The 23,938-nt window shown below is 72.3% G+C and carries 21 protein-coding genes; 17 read left to right on the top strand and 4 right to left on the bottom strand.

The annotated features are described in order from the left end of the window. Positions 1-62 precede the first annotated feature (62 nt). The 12 genes from ACIRNI_RS21295 to ACIRNI_RS21240 all read left to right on the top strand — a co-directional run bounded on the left by ACIRNI_RS21295 (position 63) and on the right by ACIRNI_RS21240 (position 10,321). The gene (locus ACIRNI_RS21295) at positions 63-1,574 is read left to right on the top strand and encodes an ATP-binding protein (RefSeq protein ID WP_403553181.1); all 1,512 of its coding nucleotides are present in this window, start codon (positions 63-65) and stop codon (positions 1,572-1,574) included. After that, entirely contained in the window at positions 1,571-1,972 is a 402-nt protein-coding gene (locus ACIRNI_RS21290) for a roadblock/LC7 domain-containing protein (RefSeq protein ID WP_355366355.1), read from the top strand. The genes ACIRNI_RS21295 and ACIRNI_RS21290 overlap by 4 nt, the downstream gene beginning before the upstream one ends. Beyond that, complete coding sequence (locus tag ACIRNI_RS21285) at positions 1,969-2,361, top strand: DUF742 domain-containing protein (RefSeq protein WP_403553179.1); 393 nt, start codon at positions 1,969-1,971, stop codon at positions 2,359-2,361. Before ACIRNI_RS21290 ends, ACIRNI_RS21285 begins: the two co-directional genes overlap by 4 nt. Further along, entirely contained in the window at positions 2,342-3,004 is a 663-nt protein-coding gene (locus ACIRNI_RS21280) for a GTP-binding protein (protein ID WP_403553177.1), read from the top strand. The genes ACIRNI_RS21285 and ACIRNI_RS21280 overlap by 20 nt, the downstream gene beginning before the upstream one ends. Continuing rightward, positions 3,001-4,443 carry a cytochrome P450 gene (locus ACIRNI_RS21275; RefSeq protein WP_403553175.1) on the top strand — a complete coding sequence of 481 codons (1,443 nt, stop codon included), beginning with the start codon at positions 3,001-3,003 and terminating at the stop codon, positions 4,441-4,443. Before ACIRNI_RS21280 ends, ACIRNI_RS21275 begins: the two co-directional genes overlap by 4 nt. Before the next feature lie 160 nt (positions 4,444-4,603). Then, positions 4,604-5,689 carry a selina-4(15),7(11)-diene synthase gene (locus ACIRNI_RS21270; RefSeq protein WP_403553173.1) on the top strand — a complete coding sequence of 362 codons (1,086 nt, stop codon included), beginning with the start codon at positions 4,604-4,606 and terminating at the stop codon, positions 5,687-5,689. Continuing rightward, on the top strand, positions 5,686-7,038 hold the full coding sequence (locus ACIRNI_RS21265; RefSeq protein WP_403553171.1) for a cytochrome P450: 1,353 nt from the start codon (positions 5,686-5,688) through the stop codon (positions 7,036-7,038). Before ACIRNI_RS21270 ends, ACIRNI_RS21265 begins: the two co-directional genes overlap by 4 nt. Before the next feature lie 107 nt (positions 7,039-7,145). Beyond that, positions 7,146-7,286, top strand: a complete 141-nt coding sequence (locus ACIRNI_RS21260) for a lasso RiPP family leader peptide-containing protein (RefSeq protein WP_403553170.1) — start codon at positions 7,146-7,148, stop codon at positions 7,284-7,286. After that, the gene (locus tag ACIRNI_RS21255) at positions 7,283-9,139 is read left to right on the top strand and encodes an asparagine synthase-related protein (RefSeq protein ID WP_403553168.1); all 1,857 of its coding nucleotides are present in this window, start codon (positions 7,283-7,285) and stop codon (positions 9,137-9,139) included. Before ACIRNI_RS21260 ends, ACIRNI_RS21255 begins: the two co-directional genes overlap by 4 nt. Further along, a complete protein-coding gene (locus ACIRNI_RS21250) occupies positions 9,117-9,386 on the top strand; it encodes a lasso peptide biosynthesis PqqD family chaperone (protein WP_403553166.1) in 270 nt (89 codons plus the stop codon). The genes ACIRNI_RS21255 and ACIRNI_RS21250 overlap by 23 nt, the downstream gene beginning before the upstream one ends. Continuing rightward, on the top strand, positions 9,383-9,811 hold the full coding sequence (locus ACIRNI_RS21245; protein ID WP_403553165.1) for a lasso peptide biosynthesis B2 protein: 429 nt from the start codon (positions 9,383-9,385) through the stop codon (positions 9,809-9,811). Before ACIRNI_RS21250 ends, ACIRNI_RS21245 begins: the two co-directional genes overlap by 4 nt. A gap of 33 nt (positions 9,812-9,844) precedes the next feature. Beyond that, entirely contained in the window at positions 9,845-10,321 is a 477-nt protein-coding gene (locus ACIRNI_RS21240) for an NUDIX hydrolase (RefSeq protein WP_403553163.1), read from the top strand. A 17-nt stretch (positions 10,322-10,338) separates the two neighbouring features. Here the strand turns inward: ACIRNI_RS21240 and ACIRNI_RS21235 are convergent, their stop codons facing one another. Continuing rightward, the gene (locus ACIRNI_RS21235; protein WP_403553161.1) at positions 10,339-12,417 is read right to left on the bottom strand and encodes an MMPL family transporter; all 2,079 of its coding nucleotides are present in this window, start codon (positions 12,415-12,417) and stop codon (positions 10,339-10,341) included. A gap of 86 nt (positions 12,418-12,503) precedes the next feature. Between ACIRNI_RS21235 and ACIRNI_RS21230 the strand changes: the two genes are divergently transcribed. From ACIRNI_RS21230 to ACIRNI_RS21220, 3 genes are all read left to right on the top strand, one after another. Further along, on the top strand, positions 12,504-13,013 hold the full coding sequence (locus ACIRNI_RS21230) for a MarR family winged helix-turn-helix transcriptional regulator (protein WP_403553159.1): 510 nt from the start codon (positions 12,504-12,506) through the stop codon (positions 13,011-13,013). A gap of 92 nt (positions 13,014-13,105) precedes the next feature. Next, complete coding sequence (locus ACIRNI_RS21225) at positions 13,106-14,443, top strand: cytochrome P450 (RefSeq protein WP_403553157.1); 1,338 nt, start codon at positions 13,106-13,108, stop codon at positions 14,441-14,443. Between the two features lie 112 nt (positions 14,444-14,555). After that, positions 14,556-15,227: a lysophospholipid acyltransferase family protein gene (locus tag ACIRNI_RS21220; protein WP_403553155.1), complete on the top strand. Its 672-nt coding sequence runs from the start codon at positions 14,556-14,558 to the stop codon at positions 15,225-15,227. 62 nt (positions 15,228-15,289) lie between these two features. On the opposite strand, the gene ACIRNI_RS21215 is transcribed toward ACIRNI_RS21220, so the two are convergent. Then, positions 15,290-16,198, bottom strand: coding sequence for a hypothetical protein (locus ACIRNI_RS21215; RefSeq protein WP_403553153.1), 909 nt, complete (start codon positions 16,196-16,198; stop codon positions 15,290-15,292). Between the two features lie 258 nt (positions 16,199-16,456). Next, positions 16,457-19,459: a carbohydrate binding domain-containing protein gene (locus ACIRNI_RS21210; RefSeq protein ID WP_403553151.1), complete on the bottom strand. Its 3,003-nt coding sequence runs from the start codon at positions 19,457-19,459 to the stop codon at positions 16,457-16,459. A gap of 420 nt (positions 19,460-19,879) precedes the next feature. Between ACIRNI_RS21210 and ACIRNI_RS21205 the strand changes: the two genes are divergently transcribed. Next, positions 19,880-21,124 (top strand): alpha/beta hydrolase family esterase, encoded by a 1,245-nt coding sequence (locus ACIRNI_RS21205; RefSeq protein ID WP_403553149.1) that lies wholly within the window; start codon positions 19,880-19,882, stop codon positions 21,122-21,124. Positions 21,125-21,260: 136 nt separating this feature from the next. Further along, positions 21,261-22,742, top strand: a complete 1,482-nt coding sequence (locus ACIRNI_RS21200; RefSeq protein ID WP_403553290.1) for an MFS transporter — start codon at positions 21,261-21,263, stop codon at positions 22,740-22,742. Between the two features lie 18 nt (positions 22,743-22,760). On the opposite strand, the gene ACIRNI_RS21195 is transcribed toward ACIRNI_RS21200, so the two are convergent. Next, positions 22,761-23,921, bottom strand: a complete 1,161-nt coding sequence (locus ACIRNI_RS21195) for a VWA-like domain-containing protein (RefSeq protein WP_403553289.1) — start codon at positions 23,919-23,921, stop codon at positions 22,761-22,763. Positions 23,922-23,938: the final 17 nt, after the last annotated feature.

Genomic DNA, 23,938 nt, shown 5'->3' with positions numbered 1-23,938 from the left:
AGGGGTTATGCTCCCGCCCGTCGTCATATGATCTTTCTCGTTCGATGGGTTTGAGGGTGCTGATGGTCCGTGAGGAATCGTCGCCCGGAAGTGGAAGCCCGCGGTCCGCGGCCTCTTTCGTGTGGCTTCTGCCCGCCGCTCTGACCGCCGTCGCCGCAGGTGTCACGGTGGCTCTGGTGTCCGCCCCGGCGCGCGTACCGGTCGGCGTCTTCGGCGCCGTCGCCGCCCTCGCGCTCGCCGCCATGGGCGCGGAGGCCGCCCGCCGCGGGCGGGTGATCGAACAGCTGGAGCGCACCGTCGCCGCCCGCGACACCGCCCTGGCGCGGCGCAACGCCGAGACCGCGCACCTGGCCGGAACCCTGCTGCCGGACGCCGTCGAGCGGCTGCGTCGGGGCGAGTTCCCCGAGGACGTGCTGGCCGCGCTCACCGCGCCCGAGGAGCACCAGGCGGTCGTACGCGTCGTCGTCGACGCCGTCGTCGCCGAGGAGGACCTGCGCGAGTCCGCGCAGCGCGCCTTCGTGAACATCGCCCGCCGGGTTCAGGCCATCGTGCACCAGCAGGCCCAGGAGCTCCGGCAGATGGAGGACCGCCACGGCAACAACCCCCAGGTCTTCGGCGATCTGCTGCGCATCGACCACGGCACCGCGCTGATCGGCCGGCTCGCCGACTCCATCGCCGTCCTCGGCGGCGCCCGCCCCGGCCGCCAGTGGAGCCGGGCCGTGCCGCTGTACAGCGTGCTGCGCGGCGCCATGTCCCGGATCCTGGACTACCAGCGCGTCGAGCTGCACTCCGTCACCGAGGTCGCCGTCACCGGCCCGGCCGTCGAGCCGCTGATCCACGCGCTCGCCGAGCTCCTCGACAACGCCACGCGCTACTCGCCGCCGCAGACCAAGGTCCACCTGACCGCCGTGGAGGTGCAGTCGGGCATCGCCGTGGAGATCGAGGACGGCGGCGTCTCCATGAGCGAGGAGGCCCGCAAGCGCGCCGAGCGCATGCTGCGCCAGGCCCAGCAGGGCATCGACGTCAACGACCTCGGCGAGACGCCGCGCCTCGGCCTCGCCGTGGTCGGCCGGCTGGCGCAGGCGTACGGCTTCCAGGTCTCGCTGCGCCCGTCCGCGTACGGCGGTGTCCGGGCCGTCGTGGTGGTGCCCCAGGAGCTGATCACCACCGTGGCCTCGGCGAGCGGCCTCGCCCACGGCATCGGCGCCGCGTCCGTCCCGCCGACGACGGTGCCGGAGGCGCCCGCCCTCCCGGGCCCGGCCGCCGATCCCGCCACCGGTCCGGCCACCGGTTACGGTTCCGCCGCGCGGGCCGCCGCCACCGGCCCGGTCGCGGACGACCACACGCCGGTCGTGACCGCGCGCACCGCGAACGGACTGCCGCAGCGGCGCCGCAAGAAGCCCGCCGCACCGGCCACGTCCGGCACGCCCGCCGCGTCGGCGACGCCGACGCCCACCGCCGCTCCCGACCAGGAGCCCTCACCTCAGGTGCAGCCCGGAATGTGGCTGGCCGCGTTCCAGAGCGGCCTGACCGGGGAGCCCACCGACGCAAGCAAGGGGAACACTCAGCCATGATCAAGCAGCAGGCCAATATGGACTGGATGCTCAAGGACCTCGCGGAAGGTGTGCCGCAGACCAGGCACGTGGTCGTGCTCTCCGCCGACGGTCTGCGCATGGCCCAGTACGGCACGGACGACGACACGGCGGACCGGCTGGCCGCCGCCTGCGCCGGGCTCCAGTCGCTGGCCGGCGCGGTCGCCACCGAACTGCCCGGCAGCGACGGCCGGATGCGGCTGGTCGTCATCGAGATGAACGGCGGCTTCTTCTACCTGATGGCGGCGGGCACCGGCGCGTACCTCGCCGTGCTCGCCGACGAGGGCGTCGACGCCGGGCTGATGGGTCAGCGCATGCGCGACCTCGTACTGCGGATCGGAGAGCACCTGAGCAGTCCGCCGCGCCGGGACGCCGAGTGAGCGACGCGGGCGGCGGAGGCGGCGAGGGCGGCACCACCGGCGCGGACTGGGAGGAGGCGAGCCCCGAGCGGCTGTACGTCATCACGGGCGGCCGCAGCGGAGCCTCGGCGGCCGCCGCCTCCCTCGACCTGGTCACCCTGATCGTGGCCAGGTCCGGCGTGCGGCCCGGGATGCAGCCGGAGCACGCGGCGATCGTCCAGCTGTGCCAGGCGCCGCTGTCGGTCGCCGAGATCTCCGCGTACCTGGGCCTCCCGGTCAGTGTCGTCACCGTCCTGCTCGGCGATCTCGTCGCCGACAACCGGGTCGTCGCCCGCGCCCCCGTCCCACCCGCCCGACTCCCCGACCGCGCGTTGATTGAGGCAGTGATCGATGGACTTCAAAAGCTCTGAGCAGTACGGCTCTGAGCAGTACGGCCCCGAGCGGGCAGGCGCGCCCGCGCGCGGGCCGCGGAGCGAGGACGTGCTGCCCGCGACGGCCACCACCGCCGTGAAGGTGGTGATCGTGGGCGGCTTCGGCGTCGGCAAGACGACACTGGTCGGCTCGGTCAGCGAGATCCGGCCGCTGACGACCGAGGAGACGATGACGCAGGCCGGGGTGGGCGTGGACGACACCGCCGGGATCGACGGCAAGACGTCGACGACGGTCGCCATGGACTTCGGCCGGATCAGCATCAACGACCAGCTGGTGCTCTACCTGTTCGGCACGCCGGGCCAGGAGCGCTTCTGGTTCCTGTGGCGCGGCCTGTTCGAAGGCGCGCTGGGCGCGGTGGTGCTGGTGGACACGCGCCGCCTGGAGGTCAGCTTCGACGTGATCGGGCGGCTGGAGGAGCGCGGGGTGCCGTTCGTGGTGGCCGTCAACTCCTTCCCGGACGCGCCGACGTACCCGGTGGAGGAGCTGCGCACCGCGCTGGACCTGCCGTACTCGGTGCCGATCCTGCCGTGCGACGCGCGCGAGCGCGGCTCCGCCAAGGACGTCCTGATGACGCTGATGCGCTACCTCCAGACCCTCGCCACGACACAGGAGGCGTCATGACCACGCCCCACACCGCCACCGACACCACCGGCTCCTTCCCGGCCCCGCCGCCGGGCTGCCCGGCGCACGGCATGGCGCCCGACCAGCTGCGCAGGCTGTACGGCCCGGTCGCCGAAGCCGACCCGGGAGCCCTGTACGAAGCGCTCCGCAAGGAGCACGGCCCGGTGGCGCCGGTGCTGCTCCACGGCGACCTGCCGGCCTGGCTGGTGCTGGGGCACCGGGAGATCCTCGAAGTCACCCGCTCCCCTTCGCGTTTCACGCGCGACTCACGCCACTGGAACCAGTTCCGGGAGGGGAGGGTCGCCCCCGACTCGCCGCTGCGCCCGATGGTCGAATGGCAGCCGAACTGCATCTTCGTCGACGGCGAGGAACACAAGCGGCTGCGGTCGGCGGTGACGGACAGCCTTGAGCAGTTCGACCGCCGGGGTATCCGGCGCTATGTCATCCGGTACACCGAGCAGCTGGTCGACTCCTTCGCCGCGACCGGACAGGCCGACCTGATCGCGGATTTCGCCGAGAAGCTGCCGATGCTGGTGATGACGCAGCTCCTCGGCATGCCCGAGGAGTACGGGCCGCGTCTGGTGGACGCGGCGCTGGATCTGATGAAGGGCACGGAAACCGCCCTCGCCAGCAATGACTTCGTCGTGTCGACGCTGCGAACCCTGACCGAGCGCAAGAAGGCGCACCCTGGCCATGACCTCGCGTCCTGGTTCCTCGGCCATGAGGCCGGTCTGACGGACGACGAGGTCGTCGAGCACCTGCGTCTCGTCCTCGTCGCCGCGAACGAGACGACGGTCAACCTGATCGCCAACACGCTCCGGCTGGTACTGGTCGACCGCCGCTTCCGCGCGAACCTGGCGGGCGGTCATATGACGCTGCCCAACGCGCTGGAGCAGGTGCTGTGGGATGATCCGCCGCTGTCGGCGATCCCGGGCCGCTGGGCCACGGGGGACACGGTCCTCGGCGGGAAGCAGATCAAGGCCGGCGACCTGATCATGCTCGGGCTGGCGGCGGGAAACGTCGACCCGCAGGTCCGGCCGGACCTCGACGCCCCGCTGCACGGCAACCGGGGCCATGTCTCCTTCTGCAGCGGCCCCCACGAGTGCCCGGGCCAGGAAATCGGCCGTGCCATCGCGGACACCGGGATCGACACGCTGCTGGCGCGGCTGCCCGATGTGAGCCTCAGCGTGGCGGAGACCGAGCTGCGCTGGCGCGCCGCCTGGCTGTCCAAGCGCCTGGATGCGCTGCCCGTGCGGTTCACGCCGCCGCGTACCGCCCTGGAAGCCGGCGCGAAGAAGCCCGCCGACTTCGCCTCCACGATGCCGGGTCCGCTTCCCGAGGCCGTACCCGTCGACGTACCGGCCACGGCCGGGCAGGTGGAACGGGATCGTGCGACACGCATGCCGTGGTGGAAGTCGATCTTCCGGCGAGAGCAATGACACGTCAGAACTGCCGATTAGCTGGGTGATTGTCCTATTGGACGATCGAAATCCGGTCACTACTATGCGCCACAGTTGATCACTCTGGGGTGAACGAGACGTGTGAGGCCGGCAGCGCCGCCGGCCTCACACGTCACCCCCTGACAAGAGGGAGGCCGTAGTGGGCCCCGGGCTCATAGTTCCGCCGATCTACTCCCCCATCCCACCGGCGATCCATCCGCGCCACGCACAGATCGATGTGCAGACGGCCGCCTGGGCAGAAACGTTTCGCATCGGGTCCGAGGAGTTGCGCGGCCGGCTCGTCCGGCAGGACATCGGCACGTTCTCCGCCCGGATCCTGCCCGAGGGCCGCGAGGAGGTCGTCTCCCTCCTCGCGGACTTCGTGCTCTGGCTCTTCGGCGTGGACGACGGCCATTGCGAGGAGGGCGAACTCGGCCACCGACCCGGCGAACTGGCGGGCCTCCTCCACCGCCTGCTGCGTGTCGCCCAGAACCCCGAGGCCCCCATGCTCCAGGACGACCCGCTCGCGGCGGGGCTGCGCGACCTGCGGCTGCGGGTGAGCCGGTACGGCACCTCCGGGCAGACGGCCCGCTGGGTGGACGCACTGCGTGAGTACTTCTTCTCCGTCGTCTGGGAGGCGTCCCACCGCCGCGCGGGCACCGTGCCCGACCTCAACGACTACACCCTCATGCGCCTCTACGACGGCGCCACCTCCGTCGTCCTGCCCCTGCTGGAGATGGGGCACGGCTATGAACTCCAGCCTCACGAGCGGGACCGTACGGCCGTGCGCGCCGCCGCCGAGATGGCGTCGTTCATCATCACCTGGGACAACGACATCTTCTCGTACCACAAGGAGAAGGCGGGGTCGGGCTACTACCTCAACGTCCTGCGGGTGCTGGAGGAGCACGACGGGCTCACCCCCGAGCAGGCCATGACCACCGCCATCGCCCAGCGCGACCGGGTGATGTGCCTGTACCTGCGCCTGACCGAGTACCTGTCGGACCAGGGCAGCCCGCAGCTTCGCCAATACCTCGCCAGCCTGGCCCACTTCATCCGGGGCTCCCAGGACTGGGGCATCAGCTCGGTGCGGTACACCACGCCGGACGACCCGGCGAACATGCCGTCGATGTTCACCTCCGTACCCACCGACCGCAGCACCGAGCCTCTCGACATCCCCTCGGTCGCCTGGTGGTGGAGCCTGCTCCCGGCCCGGACCCCCCGACCCCAGCAAAGGATCCTCCGGTGACAGCCACCGCTCCCGCCCCCGCGCGTTCGGTCCCGCGCGCCCCCGGGGCCGTACCCCTCATCGGTCACACCCTGAAGCTGTGGCGCGACCCGCTGGGGTTCCTCACCTCGCTGCGCCGGAGTGGTGAGCTGGTCCGGGTCCAGCTCGGAACCATGCCTGTGTACGTCGCCACGAGCGCCCGCCTGGTGAGGGAGGTGACGGTCACCCAGGCGCGGTACTTCGAGAAGGGCCGTCTCTTCGACCGGGTGCGTCCCCTCGTCGGCAACGGCCTGGCCAACTCGAACGGCGACACCCACCGCACCCACCGGCGGCTGATGCAGCCGATGTTCCACCAGCAGCGCCTCGGCGGCTACGCCGCGATCATGAGCAACCGCGCCGAAGCCCTCGCCGACTCCTGGACGGCGGGGCAGGAGATCGCCCTGGAGGAGGCGATCAGTGAATACACCATCGAGACGCTCGCCGAGACGATGTTCTCGGCCGACCTCGGGCGGCCCGCCGTCGAGGCCGTGCGCCGCAACTTCCCCGTCATCCTGAAGAACATGCTGATACGGGCCGCGTCACCGAGGTTCCTGGACCGGCTGCCGATCCGCCCCAACCGCGAGTTCGACGCCGCCACGGCACGCATGCGCGAGGTCATCGACGACGTGATCGCCGGCACGCGGCGGTCCGGGCGGCTGGACCGGCCGGACCTCCTCTCGGTCCTGCTCTCCGCGCGGGACGCCGACACCGGTGAGGCACTCACGGACGTGGAGGTGCGGGACCAGATCATGACCATCCTCTTCGCCGGCACCGAGACCACGGCCTCCACGCTCTCCTGGGCCTTCCACGAGCTGGCCCGGCACCCGGAGGTCGAGCGGCAACTGGTGGCCGAGATCGAGGAGGTCGTCGGCGACCGGCCCGTCACCATGGAGGACGTCCCGCGGCTCGCCGCGATCCGGCGGGTGCTCGACGAGGTCATCCGGCTGTACGGCGTCACGCTCCTGATGCGGCGCGCGACCGCCGAGGTGGACCTCGGCGGCTTCACCATCCCCGCCGGCGCTGAGGTCGCGTTCAGCCTCTATGCCCTGCACCGCGACCCCGAACTGTACGAGGAACCCGACCGCTTCGACCCGGACCGGTGGCTTCCCGAGCGCCGCGCCGCCCTCGGGCGCGAGGACTTCGTGCCATTCGGCGCCGGCAACCGCAAGTGCATCGGCGACGCCTTCTCCTGGACCGAGGCCACCATTGTCCTGGCGACGGTCCTCCGCCGCTGGCGGCTGCGCCCCCAGCCCGGGCAGCCCTCCCCCAAGGCGGCGGCGTCCGCCATGGCCCACCCCGACCGCGTCCCCATGACGGTGCTGCCCCGCTGAGCCTCCCGCAGTGGCGTACTGATGCCAGCCCCGTCTCCGGTGTCCTGGCCAGGGGTATCCCCGTGGCGCACGCGGAAAGCGTCCGCTGCGGAAAGGAGAGCACCACCATGCGGGACGAGCTGAGCATCGCCGAGACCGAGGTCTACGAGGCCCCGGTGCTCGTGGAGGTCGGGGAGTACGCCGAGCTGACCGAGGGGTTCCAAGGGCACCGCTGGGACGGCTTCGGCGGCTTCCACTGGTGGGGGTGAGCCGGTCGTGCGGCGGGCGCTGGTTCGTGGTCCTTCCGGACCGTGAGGCGGCGTCCGCCGTCTTCGGGAGGCTGCGGCGTTCGGCGTGCCGGGTCGTCCGGCACGCCTCGGGCCGGCCGTGGCTCGTTGGCTGTTGGGCGGATCAGGACGCACGAGTCGTCGAGGCCGGCGGTGCGCGGCTGGTGGTGCTCGGGGTGTGCGACCTGGATCCGGCACGGCTGGAGCGGCGGGCACGGGAGCTGCGCACCGTGGGCGGCGTGGAGAGCGCCGTCGCCGGGGCGCGAGGCAGCTTCCACCTGCTGGCCTCCGTGGCGGGCGAGGTGTACGCGCGGGGCACCGCGGCCGGGGACCGGCGGCTGTTCGTCGCGGACGTGGACGGAATCACGGTGGGAGCCGACCGCGCTCGGACCTTGGCGTGGCTGACCGGGGCCTCGGTGGACCTGGGGCAGGTGGCCGCTCGGATGGGGTCGGTGGGCTCTCCGATGCACCCGCTCGACCAGGCGTCGATGTTCCACGGTGTGCGCGCCGTCGCTCCCGGCCACGCGCTGCGGATGGACCGCGAAGGGCGCTCCACCGTGGCGGCCTGGTGGCGGCCCCCGACGGCCGAGCTGCCGCTGGCCGAGGGCGCTGCCGGGCTCCGGGACGCCTTGCGGGGTGCGGTGGCCGCGCGGGTGAGGCCGGGTGAGGTGTGGGCGTCGGATCTGTCCGGGGGTATGGACTCCACCTCGCTGTGCTTCCTGGCGGCCGAATCGGGTGCGCGCCTGGTCGCGCTCACCCTCGCGCCGAGCGCCGAGGGCGACGAGGACTTGGGCTACGCCCGGCAGGCGGCGGCGCTACTGCCGCGCGACACCACGCATTTGGTGTTTCCCGTCACGGAACTGCCCCCCTATCTCATCGGGCTTGACGAATGGGCAGAGCCGCAGGACGAGCCGTCCCTGAGGATCCGGGACCTGGCGCAGCAGAATCGGCTCATCCGCGAGATGCGCGCGCACGGTGCCGACCGGCGGCTGTGCGGGCAGGGCGGAGACCATGTCGTCCTGCCGCCACCGGGCCACCTCCACGATCTGGTGCGCCGACCGAAACTCCTGACGCTCCGTCAGCTAGCGGGGTACGCGGCGAAGGGCCGCTGGTCGTACGCCGCGACGGCGCGTGGGCTCCTCGACCGGCGCTCCTACGGGTCCTGGCTCGCCGCCCAGGCGAAGGCGCTGCTGAATCCGCCTGAGCCGGCCCCTGACACTCCCCTCGGATGGGGCCCGCCGGTGACGATGCCGCCCTGGGCGACGGCCGACGCGCGGGCGTTGACCGCGCACCTGCTGAGGGAGGCCGCCGCGAGCACTCCCCCGCTGGCGGCCGCGCGAGGGCAGCACGCCTGGGTGTACCAGGCGCGGCAGGCGGGCAGGGTGGCTTGCGCCTACGACCAGTACGGCATGCCCCTGGACATGCCCTTCTGCGACGACGCGGTCATCGAGGCGTGCCTGCGGGTGCGCGCGCAAGAGGCGGCCACCCCGTGGTCCTACAAGCCGCTCCTGGCCGCGGCCATGCGCTCCCTCCTACCCGACGCGGTGCTGGGCCGGACCACGAAGGGCGACTTCACCGCGGAATGGCACGCGGGGATGAAGGCACACCAGCGCCACCTCACCTCCTGGCTGGAGGACGCGCATCTGGTGGCCGCCGGTCTGGCCGAGCGGGACGCCTTGCGACGGGCCTGGCTCAGCCCCGGGACACTGCCGGCCCGCGAGGGTCCCGCCGTGGAGTCCACCGTCGCCGTCGAGGCATGGCTGCGGGACCTCGCCCACCACCCGACCCCCGTCTACCTGGAGGAGCACCCGCGTGACTCTGCGACTGTGCCGTGATGTCACCACTTGCGACACCGACGACGGACTGGTCCTGCTGGACGGCCGCCGCGGCCGCTACTGGCAGCTCAACACCACCGGCGCGGCCATCCTGCGCGCGTTGTTGGGCGGCGCGCGGCCGGAGCAGGTCGCCGAGCAGCTGGCCCGTAGGCAGCCGGTGACACCCGAGCAGGCGGCCGCCGACATCGACGATCTGATCGGCCGGCTCTCCCACGCCCGTCTGGTCGAGCGGCGAACGGCCCCATGAGCCAGGTCCTCGACACACCGGGCAGCCGCCCGCCCCTCTTGAGCCGTGCCGCCGCTCACGTGGCGGTGGGCGCGGCACGCGTCCTCGCACACCTCCCTCCCCGGCGCATCGTCGCCGTTCTGCGGGTGGTACGCCGGGGTGCGGCGCCCGCGACCCACCAACAGGCCCTCCGGGCGCGCCGGGACGTCACCGGATCCAGCACCCTGTGCGCCGGCAGGTACTGCCTTCAGCGCTCTCTCGCCACGGCCCTGCTGTGCCGTATGCGCGGCACCTGGCCCACGTGGTGCAGCGGCGTGCGCACGCCTCCCTTCGCCGCTCATGCCTGGATCGCGGCCGAGGGGCAACGCGTGGGCGAGCCGGCCGACACCGCGTCGTACCGTCCCCTGCTCACCGTCCCTCCGGCGGCGGGCGAACGGGCCCCTTAAGCCCACGCCGCTCGCGTTGGTAGCGTCGGGCCGGTGGAGAAGACGCACCGGCCCGCCGCCCGGGTCATATGCCTGGACGCCGCCCACCGCCTGCTTCTGCTGCGCTGGCGTGATCCGCACTCGGGGGCCTGGCTGTGGGAGCCGCCCGGCGGCGGTGTCGAGCCCGGCGAGACGCCGTTCGCGGCGGCGCGGCGCGAACTGGCCGAGGAGACCGGGCTCGACCCGGCGGCCGTCCTCGACCGGTCGGTGCCGGTCGACCGCGATGTGTGGTGGAACGGCAGGCACCACACCGGCACGGAGCTCTTCTTCGTGGCGCGTTTCGCCACGGAGCGGCCGCCGTTGTCGCGGACCGGTCTGCTCCCCCGCGAGCAGGCCAGTCTGGACACGCATGCCTGGGTTCCCTGGGGGGAGTGGGACGCGCTGCCGGATCCCGTCGAGCCGCCGCAACTGCCGGCCCTGCTCCGCGCCCTGGCGCCCGACGGTCCGTGGTGCTCCGCCGACGGCCGGTGAGCAGCCGTCGCCGGTCCTCAGCGCCGCCGGGCGAGAGCGCTCGGCCACCACGCCCTCGGGCCGATGTCGATCACCAGCGCCGGCACCAGGAGGGACCTGACCACCAGGGTGTCCAGCAGGACACCGAAGGCGACGATGAACGCGATCTGGACCAGGAACGCCAGGGGGATCACCATCAGCGCCGCGAAGGTGGCCGCGAGGACCACGCCCGCCGAGGTGATGACGCCACCGGTGGTCGTCAGACCCCGCAGCACGCCCCTGCGGGTGCCGTGGGCGAGCGCCTCCTCCCGTACCCGTGACATCAGGAAGATGTTGTAGTCGACGCCCAGCGCCACCAGGAACACGAACCCGTAGAGCGGCACCGAGGCGTCCGTTCCGCCGAAGCCGAGCAGGTCCTCGAAGACCAGCGCCGAGACTCCGAGGGTGGCGAGGAAGTTGAGCGCGACCGTCGCGACCAGGAGCACCGGCACGAGCAGCGAGCGCAGGAGCGCCACCAGGATCAGCAGGATGATGCCCAGGACGACGGGCACGATGACCGACCGGTCCCGGGCGGCCGTCCGCTGGGTGTCGTACTGCTGCGCCGTGTAGCCGCCGACCAGCGCGTCGGCGTCCGGCACGGCGTGGACCCGCTCGCGCAGGCGGTGGACGGTCTCCTTGGCCGCGTCGCTGTCCGCCGCGTCCGTCAGCGTGGCGTCGACCCGTACGCGCCCGTCGACCACGAGTGGTGTTCCCGTGCCCGGCCGGCCGGACGCGGTGACGGGGGCCGCGAAGGCCACGCCGTCGGTGCCGCGCGCGGCGGCGACGACCTGGTCGGCCCGGTCGGCACGCGCGATGATCACCGCCGGATTGCCGGAGCCGCCGGGGAAGTGCTCGCCCAGGGTCCGCTGTGCGGCGACGGACGGGGCGTCGTTGACGAAGATCTCGTCGAGCGGAACGCCCTTGGAGGACAGCCCCGGTGACAGCGCGGCGAAGAAGGTGAGGACGACGGCGGTGGAGACCCAGACCCGCCGCGGCGCGCGGTCCACCAGCGCGGCGACGCGCCGCCACACGCCGTGCCCCTCCACCGTGGCGTCCGACGGCTTGGGCCGGGAGGGCCAGAAGGCCGTCCGGCCCAGCAGGGCGAGCACCGCCGGGAGGAACGTCAGCGCGGACAGGACGGCGCAGACGATGCCGATGGCGCCGACCGGGCCCAGGGCGCGGTTGTTGGTGAGGTCGCTCGCCAGGAGGGCGAGCAGGCCCATCGCCACGGTGGCGGCGCTCGCGACCACGGCGCCGAACGAGCGGCGTACGGCGGCCCGTACGGACGCCACGGGGTCCTTGCGTACGGCGAGCTCCTCGCGGAAGCGCGCGGTGACCAGCAGGGCGTAGTCGGTGGCGGCTCCGATCACCAGGATCGACAGGATGCCCTGCACCTGCCCGTCCACCCGCAGGACGTCGCGCCGCGCCAGCGCGTAGACCACCGCGCACGCGAGACCGAGCGCGAAGACCGCCCCCAGGATGATCACGAGGGGCAGCAGCACGCTCCGGTAGACGAGCAGCAGGATCAGCAGCACGGCGACGAGCGCCACGCCGAGCAGCAGCCCGTCGATACCGGCGAACGCGTCGGAGAGGTCGGCCTGGCTCGCGGCCGGCCCGGCGATCTCCACCGAGGTGCCGGGGACGGCGCCCGCCGCCGCGCGGACCTCGTCCAGGACGGCGGGCAGCTCGTCCCCGAGGTTCCGCTCCAGCGGCACGACCGCCTGCATCGCCTCGCCGTCCTCGGAGACCAGCGCGGGTGACGGCCGTCCGCCGACCCCCGGCCGGCCGGCCAGTGCGTCCACCGCCCGGGCGGCGGCCTGCCGCTGCGCCGCGGTGACCCGCTCGCCCTCCGCCGTCCATACGACGATCGCCGGAATCGTCCCGGTCCGGTCGAACGCCTTCCCGGCCTCCAGCACCCGGGTGGACTCGGCGCTGCGCGGCAGGAACGCGGCCTGGTCGTTGGTGGAGACCTCGCCCAGCTTCCCCGCGTACGGGCCGAGCGTCCCGCCCACGCCCAGCCAGGCGACCAGGAGGACGAGCGGGACCAGCCACCGGGCCCAGCGCGGTGTGTTTCTCATCGGAAGAACCCCAGCCTGAACAGACGGGTGAGCAGATATCTCAACCGTCGATTATCTTGATGATTGAGAGATCATATGCTGATGACATGCGCAGCCCTGACACCACCCCGCCTCCTCCGTCTCCGTCTCCGTCTCCCGGCGACGACCCGACCGGCCTGCAGGCGTTCGCCGTGCTGCTGCGCCGCATGAACGGCGAGTTCAACCGCATCGCGCAGGAGTTCGCGCAGGCACAGGGGCTGCACCTGACGGACGTCCAGGCGCTGATCGCGGTCCTCGACGGCGACCAGGGCGGCGACGGCGAGCCGATGACGCCCGGCAGGCTGCGCAAGCAGCTGAACCTCACCTCCGGCGCGATGACCGCCTGCCTGGACCGGCTGGAGAAGACGGGCCACCTCCGGCGCGTCCGGGCCGCCGACGACCGCAGGGTGGTGCACCTGCACTACGCCGAGGCGGGCAAGCGCCTCGCCCGGGACTACTTCCAGCCCCTCGCCCGGGGAACGGACGCGGCACGCGGCCGCTTCACCCCCGAGGAACTGGGAGTGGTCGTGCGGTTCCTCGCCGAACTGAACCACGAACTCGCCCGACTACGCCGCTAGGAGTGTGGAGCGCGTCTGCGCCGGATACGTCTGTCCCGTGCGGCCCGTGGCGCGACCACGGCCGGGTGCGGACGGGCGAACAGGAGACGACTGTGACCACCGAAGCCGGTACCGGCTCCCTCCCTGAGGCTTCCGGAGCCGGGCAGCCGGTCCCCGAGGCCGATCCGGCCCTGGTGGAGCGGTGGCGCTCCCGAGGGGGCGAGCTGGTCGAGCTGCTGGCCGAGGTGCGCGAGCGGCTCGGCGGCGTCGCGGCGTTCCGCATCGGACCGGCACCGGCCCCCACGGTCCTCGTCACCGACCCGGAGGCGGTCCAACAGGTCCTCGCCCGCCACCCCGACCGGTACGTCAAGCGCTCGCACCGTGCCCGCCTGCTGGTCGGCGACGGCGTGCTCTCCGCCACCGGCGAGGCGTGGAAACGCCAACGCCGCGTCCTTCAGGCGCAGTTCACCGGTCCCGGGATGCGTCGCTATGAGCAGCGCATCGCCGGCGCGGCCCGGACCACGGCCGCGCGCTGGGCGGAGTACGCCCGTACCGGCCGGAGTTTCGACGTCCGGCGGGAGATGCACCGCTTCGCCCTCGACTCGATCTGGCGCTCACTCACCGGGTACGCCCTCGACGACGCAACCGAGGGGCGACTGGCCTCGGTGACGGCCGTGGTCGCCGCCCTTCCGACGCTGCCGTCCGACGCCACCGACGCGCGGGAAGCCGTCGCCGCCGACCTCGCCCGGATCGACGCGGTCGCCCGGTACGCCATCGAGGCGGCCCGCGGCGGGGCGCCGGGCCCCGACGGCCCGGGCCTGCTCCACGTCCTCCTCGACGCCGCCGGCGCGCACCCCGAGTACACCGAACAGCTGATCCGCGACGAGCTGGTCACGCTGCTCGTGGCCGGACACGAGACCACCGCGACCACCCTCACCTGGCTCTACCTGCTGCTCGACCGGTACCCCGCCTGCCGGGAGCAGGCCCTCGCCGCGGGCGGGGACGGTTCGGCGCCGCGCCGGCAGGCCCTCCAGGCCCTGGTCCACGAGACGCTCCGGCTGTACCCGTCCGCCTGGATCCTGCCGCGCCACGCGGCCGAGGCCGGCACCCTCGCCGGATATGCCATCGAGGCGGGCAGCGACCTCCTGGTGTGCCCCTACCTCACGCACCGCGACCCCGGGCTGTGGCCGGACCCGGAGCGGTTCGACCCCCGGCGCTTCACCAGCCCGAACGGCCGTCCCACCCGGCCGGGCTCCTACTTCCCCTTCGGCCTCGGGCCCCGCGCCTGCCTCGGCGCGCAGTTCGCGCTCCGCGAGTCGACCGTGCTGCTCGAGCAGCTGCTGCCGGCCCACACCGTGGCCTTCGACGCCGCCCCGGCCAAGGCGGCGTACGGCATCACCGTGCAGCCCGACGGCCCCACGACCGCGACCCTGCGCGCGGCACACACGTGAAAGGCCCCGGCCACCCGGGCGCGATCTGAGTACGCGTGCTCAGGACGGCCTCTCCCCGGTCACCGACGATGAGCAGCACGGAAGATCACGTCGTCGAGACCGGGGGAACCACATGCTCAGCCGCCTCGCCCACGTCCTAGTGCCCGCCGCCGGACGCCTGACCGTCTCCTGCGACCGCGAGGCCGCCCTCGCACCGGGGAGCATCGTCGCGGCGAACCACACCTCGCTCGCCGACCCCGCCGTCGTGCTCGCCGCGCTGCGCCGGCTCGGGGTCCAGCCGGTGGTCATGGCGGCGGCCGGACTGTGGCGCGTACCGCTCCTCGGCGGCGCGCTCGCCCGCGAGGGCCACATCCCCGTGCACCGCGGGGACCGGCGCGCCGCGCGGGCGCTGGATCTCGCCGCCGCCGCTCTGGACGCGGGGCGGGTGGTCCTCATCTATCCCGAGGGGGGCATCCCGCCGCGCGCGGACGCCGCGGAAGCCGCGCCGGTCGCCTTCCGCAGCGGACTGGTCCGGCTCGCCGAGCGCACCGGCGCGCCCGTCGTGCCGGTCGGCCAGGCCGGGGCGCGCCGGGTCATGTCGGGCGGCGGCCCCCAGCAGCTCGCGGGCCTGCTCACGGCGCCGGCGCGCCGCCCCCGCCTGCACGTCCACGTGGGGGCACCGCTCACGCCGGCGGGCGACCGCGCCGCGCGCACGGTACAGGCGCACGCCGCGGTCACGGAGGCCTGGCGGACGGCAGCCGCCCGCCTCGGCGAGCCCGCCGCGCTCACCGTGCTCGCGGCGTAGCGGCCCGGCGGGTCCGCCGGCCGGGCCGCTGTGGAGTCACGGTGCCCGGGAGGCGGCCCTCCTCACCCGGAGAGCCGGCCCGGCTTCCGGTCCGGGTTGTAGCGGCCGGGGGCCACCTCCACGATCGCGTCGGAGTAGAACCCGACGGTGATGTCCTCGCTCACGGTGATGGAGGTGGGAAAGCCGGCAGTGCGGAGCACGCTGTTGACGTCGTGGGCGCGGTAGCGGTGATCGCCGTCGGCACCCGTGTACCAGTCGCGATGCTGGAAGGCGAGTGCCCCGCTCAGACTCGCCTGGTAGACGATGCGGTACTTCGCCGAACCCAGGGTGGAGAAGAGGTACGCGGTCTCCGCCGAGCGTTTGGGCACGCTGCTCGACACCGTGTCGGTGACACCGAGCGTCACGGTGTGCGCCTTGGTCTTCGTCTCGCCCCAGGCGTGCTCGAAGCCGAAACTCGTTTCCCCGCCGAGCTCCCCGCCGACATCGCCTTCCTTGACCGAGACCTTGTACGTGATCTTCTGCCCGACGGAGAACTTGTCTGTCCACGACCAGCTACTGGTGCAGGTGTCCGCTTTCGTGACGGACATGGTGGCGCCGTAGGTCACGGCGTGGTCGTTGTCGTTGACCCATTGCACGTGATGCGCGATCACGGGCTTCGTGGTGATCTCGAGGAAACGCGCGCTCTTCACCGTGAGTGTCGCGGTGACGGGCTGCCACTTGAACAGTCCGTACACGTTGCCGTATTCGGGTTTCGCCCCACCGGCGGCTCCCTCGGGAGTGGGGTCCTTCAACCAGTACTCATCGGGATTGCGCCCGATCGCCTTCCCGATGGCCGCCTTGATGCGGTCGGTTTCGTCCAGGCCGAATACCCTGGTCTCGGACGGGTTGATGACGTGCTTGACGCTTCCCGTGGCCACTGCCTTGCACGCTCCGGCTTTCTTGCTCGCCGTCAGATTGATGGTGAACGGCATTCGCATCCCCTCCACTGGGTTTTCCACCGTCAGGCACATCGAATTCACGTTCCATTCCAGCGAACGCGTGTTTCATTCGGACGTTCGCGGCATGAATGCCCCACCCCATGACCTGTCGGTGTACGAACTGACTCAAGGTTCCGCCACACCCTTTGCCCCGGCAAGCAATTCACGATTCTTGGCCGGAAAGGAAGACCGGAACGGCGACGGCCCGGCCACGGGTTCCCCCGTGGCCGGGCCGCCATCGAACTCCGCGGGCTACTTCAGATAGGGCCCCGCCGTGCCGATCCTCCCCTTGCCGCCCAGGACGTAGACGCGCAGATTGCCCTTGCCGGGGGCCGCCACGGTCAGTCTGCCGTCGGTGACGACACGGGTGTCGCCGGTCACGGCGTCGGTGTAGGTGCCGTTGGGGATGCCCGTGTAGGTGGCGCCGTGCGTGACGGTGACGAGGGCGAAGCTGTCGGTCGTACCACTGGTGTAGCGACGCTTGAACGCCATCTCGCCGGTGATGCCCTCGGTGGAGTACTGGCCCGCCTGGAGGGCGGGGACCGCCCGGCGGATCTCGTTGAGCCGCTGTACGTGCTTGACCAGGGGCTGCTGGAGCGTGGTGGCGACGGTGCCGGTGGCGGAGGCCACCTGGGAGAAGTCCGACACCCTCACCTCACCGGCGAGGTGGTCGCCGAAGTAGGCGCGGCCGGTCGTGGCGAGCGGACAGGTCGGGCCGCAGTCGATCTTCTTACCCTTCTGGAACTCGATCTCCGAGCCGTAGTACAGCGTCGGGATGCCGCGGAAGGTCCACATCAGCGACATGTTCTCGGCCCAGGCGTCGGTGCCTCCGGCATAGCGTTCGGCGCTCTTGTTGGGGCCGTAGTCGTGGCTGTCGACGTAGACGACGTTGTAGGTGGCGTCGTTGTAGCTGTCGTCGGAGTCCTTGCCGTTGTGGAAGGCGTTGCGGGCGTCACCGAAGTTCATGTGCATGCGCATGTCGATGACGTTCATGCCGGAGAACCGGCTGTGGTCGGGCGTCCGGTAGGTGTTGCCGTCGAGGAAGGCGTTGGCGGAGGTGGGCTGGCCCGTCGGCCCGGCCTGCTGTTCGTACGCGTACATCTCCAGCGCGGCCGCGGCGTCGTCGGCGCCGTACTCCTTGCGCTCCTTCCAGGTGAAGAACTGCGCGGAGTGGTTCACCGAGCCGCGGTTCCACTTGTCGTTGACGAAGGCGGCCACCTCGCCGAAGACGAAGAAGTTCCTGGCGGCCTCGGCGCCGTGGCGCTGTGTGACGCGCTCCTGGATGGCGGGGAGGAAGCGCCGGTTCCAGGTGGTGCGCGGGATGTGGACGGCCGTGTCGACGCGGAAGCCGTCGACGCCCATGTCGATGTACTTGTTGTAGGCGCCGATCAGATAACTCTGGACGCGCGCGTTCTCCGTGTCGAAGTCGGCGAGATCGTCGTGCAGCCAGCACGAACGGGAGTCCTCGCCCTCCCAGTTGCCGATCCAGCAGCCGTGGTAGAGGTCCTTGGGGAACATTCCCGAAGTGGGGCTCGGCCACTGGCAGTTGTACACGCGGTAACCCTCGGGCGAGGTCCACTGCGTGGGCTTGCCCCAGTCGACGCAGCTGTTGCCGGCGGGCTCCGCGGTCGACCACAGGTCGCCGTTGTAGTACGACTTGCCGCTCTTGGGATCGACGGTCAGGCCGTCGTACTCGAAGCCGGACTGCTTCTCGTCGTAGTACCAGGACCAGTCCTTGTCGCGTACGCCGTAGACGGTCGGTACGAACAGCCCCTTCGCGCCCCAGCGGGAGGAGTGGTTGTAGACCACGTCCTGGTAGATCTTCATGCCCTTGGCGTGGGCGGCGTTGATCAGGTCCTGGTAGGAGGCGCCGGCGGACTCCAGGCGGGGGTCGACCTTGTAGAAGTCCCAGCCGTGGTAGCCGTGGTAGTCGTAGTCGGACCGGTTCAGGACCACCGGCGTGATCCAGACGGCGGAGAAGCCCAGCCCCTTGATGTAGTCGAGCTTCTGGACGAGCCCCTTGAAGTCCCCCCGGAACATAGGGTCGTTGTTCCCGGCGTTGCCCGACTTCACGTGCTGGCTTCCGCCGCGGTTGTTGGACGTGTCCCCGTCGTGGAAGCGGGCGGTCAGGACGAAGTAGATGGGGTCCTTGCGCGGGTCGGTGCCCAGCGGCTTGCCCGGGGCGGGCGCCGGGGGCCTGTCGCCGGTGGTGGCCACCGCGGCCGCCGAGGAGGCCGAGACGTTGCCGGCGGCGTCGACGGCCTTCACCGTGTAGGTGTAGGCCGTCTTCTCCTCCAGGTTCGCGTCGGTCAGAACCGTGGAGCCGACATCGGTCACCGCCGTGCCGCGGGTGCCTCCGGTGCGGGTGACCTGGTACCGGGTGACGCCCCGGTCGTCGGTGGACGGCTCCCACGTCAGCACGACGGAGACGCCGTCGGCGTGGGCGGCGACCTTCGTGGGCACGGTGGGCGCCTGGGTGTCCGGCACCTCGGCGGCGCAGGGGTCCCGGGCGTCCTTGGTGACCGCGCCGTCGGCGACGGTCGTCACCCCGGCGGGCAGGGTGTAGTCGGCGCCCTTGTTGTTGTCCCAGACGCCGTTGCCGTTGTTGAACGCGGCCTTCATCGAGGTGGCCGCTCCGAGGTCGAGCACCGCCTTCCACCAGCCGGCGCACGCCGCCCGCATGCCGACCCCGGGTACGGCGGTCCAGGTGCCGCCCGCGGGCTGGTAGTGGAGGTTGGCGGTCGTCCAGCCGAGGGTCCGGGTGGAGTAGTAGACGGTGGCGGTGTTGCCCGGGGCCGGCGTGGGCGCCGGATCCGGGGTGGAAGCGGAGCACGGGTCGGAGTGGGCGACCACGCCGTCCTTGACGGTGATGCTCCCCGTTCCGAGGTCGTAGTTCTTGCCGGCGTTGTTGTCCCATACGCCCGCGCCGTTGGTGAACGTGGCCTTGAGGCCCTGGGCGGCGCCGAGGGGAACGGTGCTCTTCACCCAGTCGGTGCAGGCGGCCTCCATCAGCCGGCCGGGCACCGTGGTCCAGGCGCCGCCGTCGGGCGCGTAATGCAGGTGGTACCGCGTCCAGTTCTTCGTCTTCGTGTAGTAGAAAACCGTGGCCGTGTTACCTGCGGCCGACGTGGCCGCCGCCGGCGCGGGGGCGGCGATGCCGTCGGGTGGCGCGGCGGACAGCAGGCCCAGGACGCCGCAGGCGGCGAGCGCGGCGGCCCACGGCCGTCTCAGGAGTCGTGTGGGGGTGCGGTGCATGCGTCTCTCCAGGAAAGGTCGCGGCCGCCGCCGCAGCGGTCGGCCGGGTCGCTCTCCCCTGACGCGCCTCAGGGGCCACGGTGCCGGTGTCGGAACCCGGCACTGAAAGCGTGCACGGAAATTTTCCGAAAGCCCTTACTGCGACGGCAAGTTACTCCGCCGTGGCGGACGCGTAAAGAAGGCGAACCGAAATGACCCCGAGACGATCCGCGAGGGCCGCCGGCCGCAGTCATGCGGCTGTAGCAGCCGCGCCGCACCCGGCGCAATCCCCCGGTGGACGCCTTGCGGCGGCCGGACTGTGGGGGCCCATGCCATACACCCGTCGTACGGCGGGGACTTACGGTTCCGCTCACCCGGGCCGCCCGCGGCCGAACGCGGTGCCGGGCCGCCCGGGGCATCGCATGCCATCGAGGAGCCGCCATGCACACCCCCCTCCCCCACGCGCCCCTGCGCGCGGCGCACCGCCTGTGGGCCGCCCTGACCGTCCTGGTCATGGCGGTCGCCGCGGTGCTGGCCGGGCCGGTCCCCGCCGCCCGCGCCGCCGTCACGCTCACCCCGGTCACCGGCTTCGGGAGCAACCCCGGACAGCTGTCCATGTACGTCCACCGCCCCGCGACCCTGCCGGCCGCCCCGCCGCTGGTGGTGGCGCTGCACGGCTGCACGCAGAGCGCGCGGGCGTACGCCGACCACTCCGGCCTTCCCGAACTCGCCGCCCGCGCCGGGTTCCTGCTCGTCCTCGCGGAGCAGTCGTCGGCCAACAACGCCAACAAGTGCTTCAACTGGTTCCAGACGTCGGACAGCCGGCGCGGTCAGGGCGAGGCCGCGTCGATCCGTCAGATGGTCGCGCACGCCGTCGCGTCGTACGGCGCCGACCCGAAGCGGGTGTACGTCACGGGCCTGTCCGCCGGCGGCGCGATGACGTCCGTCATGCTCGCCGCCTACCCGGACGTCTTCGCCGCCGGGGCCGTCGTCGCGAAGCTGCCCTACGACTGCGCCCGTGACGTCGCGTCCGCGTACTCCTGCATGAACCCCGGCGTGGACCTGACGCCCGCCCAGTGGGCGCAGCGCGTACGGGACGCCCATCCCGGGTGGACCGGGCCGTGGCCGCGTGTGGCGGTCTGGCACGGCGACCGGGACACAACGGTGGTGCCGCGCAACGCGGACGAGCTGCGCGACCAGTGGACCGCCGTGCACGGGCTGGCGCAGAGCCCCACCCGTACGTCCCTGATCGGGCCCAACGCGACGCGCCACGAGGAGTACGCGGCCGCCGACGGGTCCGTCGCCGTCGAGGTGAACCGGGTTCCGGGCATCGGCCACGGCACTCCCGTCGACCCGGGTACCGGGCCGCAGCAGTGCGGTTCGACGTCGGCCGCGTACTTCCTCGACTCGATCTGCTCCAGCCACTGGATCGCGGCGTTCTTCGGCCTGACGGACGCGGGCGGCGGGACGCCCCCGCCGGACCCCGGCCCGGACCCCGTGCCCGTCTCCTGCTGGACGAGCAGCAACTACCACCACGTCCAGGCCGGCCGGGCCACGACCAGCGGCGGCTACACGTTCGCGAACGGCTCGCAGCAGAACATGGGCCTGTACAACACCTTCGTCACGCACACCCTGAGGGAGTCGCCGGCCGGCTGGTACACCCTCGCCGACGGTGCTTGTCCCTGACGCCTCCGAGGCTCTCCGGAGCTCCTTGATCGAGTGGTGACGCCCAGGACCGCGCCGTACCGTCGAATGGGTGAACGGCAAGCCACTGACCTCCGGTAAGGGCGCCGCCGCCCCCGCACGTGGCGGCGGCAAGGGCATGGCGCTCTTCGTGATCGCGTCGTGCCAGCTGATGGTGGTGCTCGACATCACGATCGTGAACATCGCGCTGCCGCACATCCAGCGTTCGCTGGAGTTCTCTACGACGAACCTGTCGTGGGTGGTCAACGCCTACACGCTCACCTTCGGCGGCCTGCTGCTGCTCGGCGGCCGGGCGGGCGACATCCTGGGGCGGCGGCGGGTGTTCGTCTTCGGCGTGCTGCTCTTCGTGGTCGCCTCGCTGCTGGGCGGCCTCGCCCAGAACGGCGGCCAGTTGCTGGCCGCGCGGGCGCTTCAGGGCGTCGGCGGCGCGATCGCCTCGCCGACCTCGCTCGCCCTGATCAGTACGACGTTCGAGGAGGGCCGCGAGCGCAACCGGGCCTTCGGCGTCTTCGCCGCGGTGTCGGCGGGCGGCGGTGCCATCGGCCTGCTGGCGGGCGGCATGCTCGTCTCGTGGCTCGACTGGCGCTGGGTGTTCTTCGTCAACGTGCCGATCGGGCTGCTCATCGTGCTGGCCACCCCGCGCTGGATCAGGGAGTCCGAGCGCCGCCCGGGCAACTTCGACGTCGCGGGCGCGCTGAGCTCGACGCTCGGCATGGTGCTGCTGGTGTACGGCTTCATCCGGGCCGCCCAGGACGGCTGGCGCGACGGGCTGACCATGGCGTCATTCGCCGCCGCGGTGGTGGCGCTGGTGGTCTTCGTCCTCGTGGAGCGGCGGTCGCGGCAGCCGATCACGCCGCTGCACATGTTCGCCGACCGCAACCGGGCGGGCACGTACGGGATCATGCTGAGCCTCGCCGCCGCCATCTTCGGCATGTTCTTCTTCCTGACGCTCTTCGTGCAGAACGTCCTCGACTTCAGCCCGCTGGCGGCCGGGCTGGCGTTCCTGCCGATCAGCGCGATCATCGCGGTCGGCGCGGGCGCCGCCTCGCAGCTGCTGCCGAAGTACGGGCCGAAGCCCTTCATGGTGGTCGGGGCGCTGTTGTGCGCGGCGGGGCTGGCGTGGCTGACGCTGACCGACGTGCACTCCACCTACCTGGGCAGCATCCTGGGGCCGATGCTCGTCTTCGGCATGGGCATGGGCATGCAGTTCGTGTCGCTGACGCTGATGGCGCTGTCGAACGTGCCCGTCCACGAGTCGGGGGCGGCGTCCGGACTGCTCAACGCCACCCAGCAGGTGGGCGGCTCGCTCGGGCTGTCCATCCTGGTCACGATGTTCGGCACGGCCAGCGCCAACGAGGCGGACCGGCAGATTCCGGCGTTCCTGGCGCAGGCGACGCCGGCGGAGCGGCTGCGCTTCGAGCAGACGCGCGAGCTGCCGCCGGCGTGGGCCGACCAGGTGCTGACGTCCGGCGTCTCGGCGGCGTTCATCCTGGCGGCGGTGTTCACGGTGATCGCCGCGCTGATCGCGGTCCTGGTCATCCAGGTGCGCCCGTCGGACCTCGAGCGCCTCCAGGGCGGAGTGGGCCCGGGGCAGCTGTAGTCGCCGCGCCGGGAGCCCTCAACGCCCGGGGACGCGTACGGTCTCCACCCAGCCGGGCGGCGCGGGCGCGTCCGCGCCGATGAGCGCGGCGATCAGGCGGCAGGAGGGCGTCTCGTCCGGCCAGGGGGTGTATCCGTCGGTGAGGACGATGACGATGTTCGGCCGGTCGGGCGTGGCCAGTGCCGAGGCGATGCCGACGCGCATGTCGGTGCCCCCGCCGCCGCCGAGGGCGATCTGGTCGGCCGACGTCACCCGGGACACGGCGTGTACGTCGGCGTCGCAGGCGAGCACGGTGACGCGGTTGCCGCGGACGCCGACCTCCCGCAGGACGCCGGTGATCTCCGCGAGCGCGGCGGCGAGGTCGTCGTCGCCCATCGAGCCCGAGGTGTCGATGACGACGGCGACGCGCGGCAGCGGACGGCGCAGGCTCGGCAGCACGACCCCGCGCAGGGCGGGGGTGCGGCGCGAGGGCCTGCGGTAGGTGTAGTCGACGGCGCCGCCCGCCCAGGCGGCCGCCTCCCGGACCGCTCCCCGCAGGGCCTGGCGCCAGTCGACGGTGGGCTCCAGGACCTCGTCGGCCCAGCGCTGCCAGCCCGCGGGCAGGGTGCCGCGGCCGCGCCGGTGGGCGCGCATGGCCTCGGCGGTGTGCCGCCGCAGCGCCTGCGCCTCGGCGTCCCCGAGCCGCGCGGGGCCCCCGGTGGCGGGCAGCTCCCAGGGCAGGGGCTTGCCGTGGGCGCCGGAGCCGCAGTCGTGCGTGCGGACCTCGGGCGGCAGCCTGGTCACGTACTCCTCGAAGAGCCTGCCCGTCGGCAGGTTGAAGAGCCGGGGCTCCATGCGGCCCGCCGGGAGCGGGAGGCCGTCGGCGATGAGGTCGTCGTTGATCTCGCAGTCCTGGGCGACGTTGACGCGGTGGTGGTCGCGCTGGTCGGCGGCGGGGAGCCGGTCGGCCCGGCCGTGGTGGTCGCGCAGCAGGTGGGCGGCCTCGTGGATCCAGACGGCGGCGAGTTCCGGGACGGGGGTCGCGTCGACGAAGGCGGGCGAGACGTAGCACCGCCAGTGCCGGTCCACGCCCATGGTGGGCACGTCGCGGCTGGGCACCACCGTCAGCGCGTAGAGCGCGGAGGCGAGGTAGGGGCGGTCGCTCGCGGCCCGGTAGCGGGCGGCGAGCAGCTTCGTCATGTCCAGGGACGGCGGCG

It is taken from the genome of Streptomyces sp. NPDC093546, assembly GCF_044765045.1.
GTDB lineage: Bacteria > Actinomycetota > Actinomycetes > Streptomycetales > Streptomycetaceae > Streptomyces.
The sequence above is the reverse complement of the archived record's forward strand: the minus strand, read 5'-3'. Positions and strand labels throughout refer to the sequence as shown.

Excerpts from the sequence above, each read along its gene's own strand:
- ACIRNI_RS21280 (WP_403553177.1), top strand. The coding sequence starts at position 2,342 with ATGGACTTCAAAAGCTCTGAGCAGTACGGCTCTGAGCAGTACGGCCCC.
- ACIRNI_RS21200 (WP_403553290.1), top strand. The coding sequence starts at position 21,261 with ATGGCGCTCTTCGTGATCGCGTCGTGCCAGCTGATGGTGGTGCTCGAC.
- ACIRNI_RS21245 (WP_403553165.1), top strand. The coding sequence starts at position 9,383 with ATGAGCCAGGTCCTCGACACACCGGGCAGCCGCCCGCCCCTCTTGAGC.
- ACIRNI_RS21205 (WP_403553149.1), top strand. The coding sequence starts at position 19,880 with ATGCACACCCCCCTCCCCCACGCGCCCCTGCGCGCGGCGCACCGCCTG.
- ACIRNI_RS21260 (WP_403553170.1), top strand. The coding sequence starts at position 7,146 with ATGCGGGACGAGCTGAGCATCGCCGAGACCGAGGTCTACGAGGCCCCG.
- ACIRNI_RS21290 (WP_355366355.1), top strand. The coding sequence starts at position 1,571 with ATGATCAAGCAGCAGGCCAATATGGACTGGATGCTCAAGGACCTCGCG.
- ACIRNI_RS21210 (WP_403553151.1), bottom strand. The coding sequence starts at position 19,459 with ATGCACCGCACCCCCACACGACTCCTGAGACGGCCGTGGGCCGCCGCG.
- ACIRNI_RS21220 (WP_403553155.1), top strand. The coding sequence starts at position 14,556 with ATGCTCAGCCGCCTCGCCCACGTCCTAGTGCCCGCCGCCGGACGCCTG.
- ACIRNI_RS21275 (WP_403553175.1), top strand. The coding sequence starts at position 3,001 with ATGACCACGCCCCACACCGCCACCGACACCACCGGCTCCTTCCCGGCC.
- ACIRNI_RS21195 (WP_403553289.1), bottom strand. The coding sequence starts at position 23,921 with ATGACGAAGCTGCTCGCCGCCCGCTACCGGGCCGCGAGCGACCGCCCC.
- ACIRNI_RS21215 (WP_403553153.1), bottom strand. The coding sequence starts at position 16,198 with ATGCCGTTCACCATCAATCTGACGGCGAGCAAGAAAGCCGGAGCGTGC.
- ACIRNI_RS21295 (WP_403553181.1), top strand. The coding sequence starts at position 63 with ATGGTCCGTGAGGAATCGTCGCCCGGAAGTGGAAGCCCGCGGTCCGCG.
- ACIRNI_RS21235 (WP_403553161.1), bottom strand. The coding sequence starts at position 12,417 with ATGAGAAACACACCGCGCTGGGCCCGGTGGCTGGTCCCGCTCGTCCTC.
- ACIRNI_RS21230 (WP_403553159.1), top strand. The coding sequence starts at position 12,504 with ATGCGCAGCCCTGACACCACCCCGCCTCCTCCGTCTCCGTCTCCGTCT.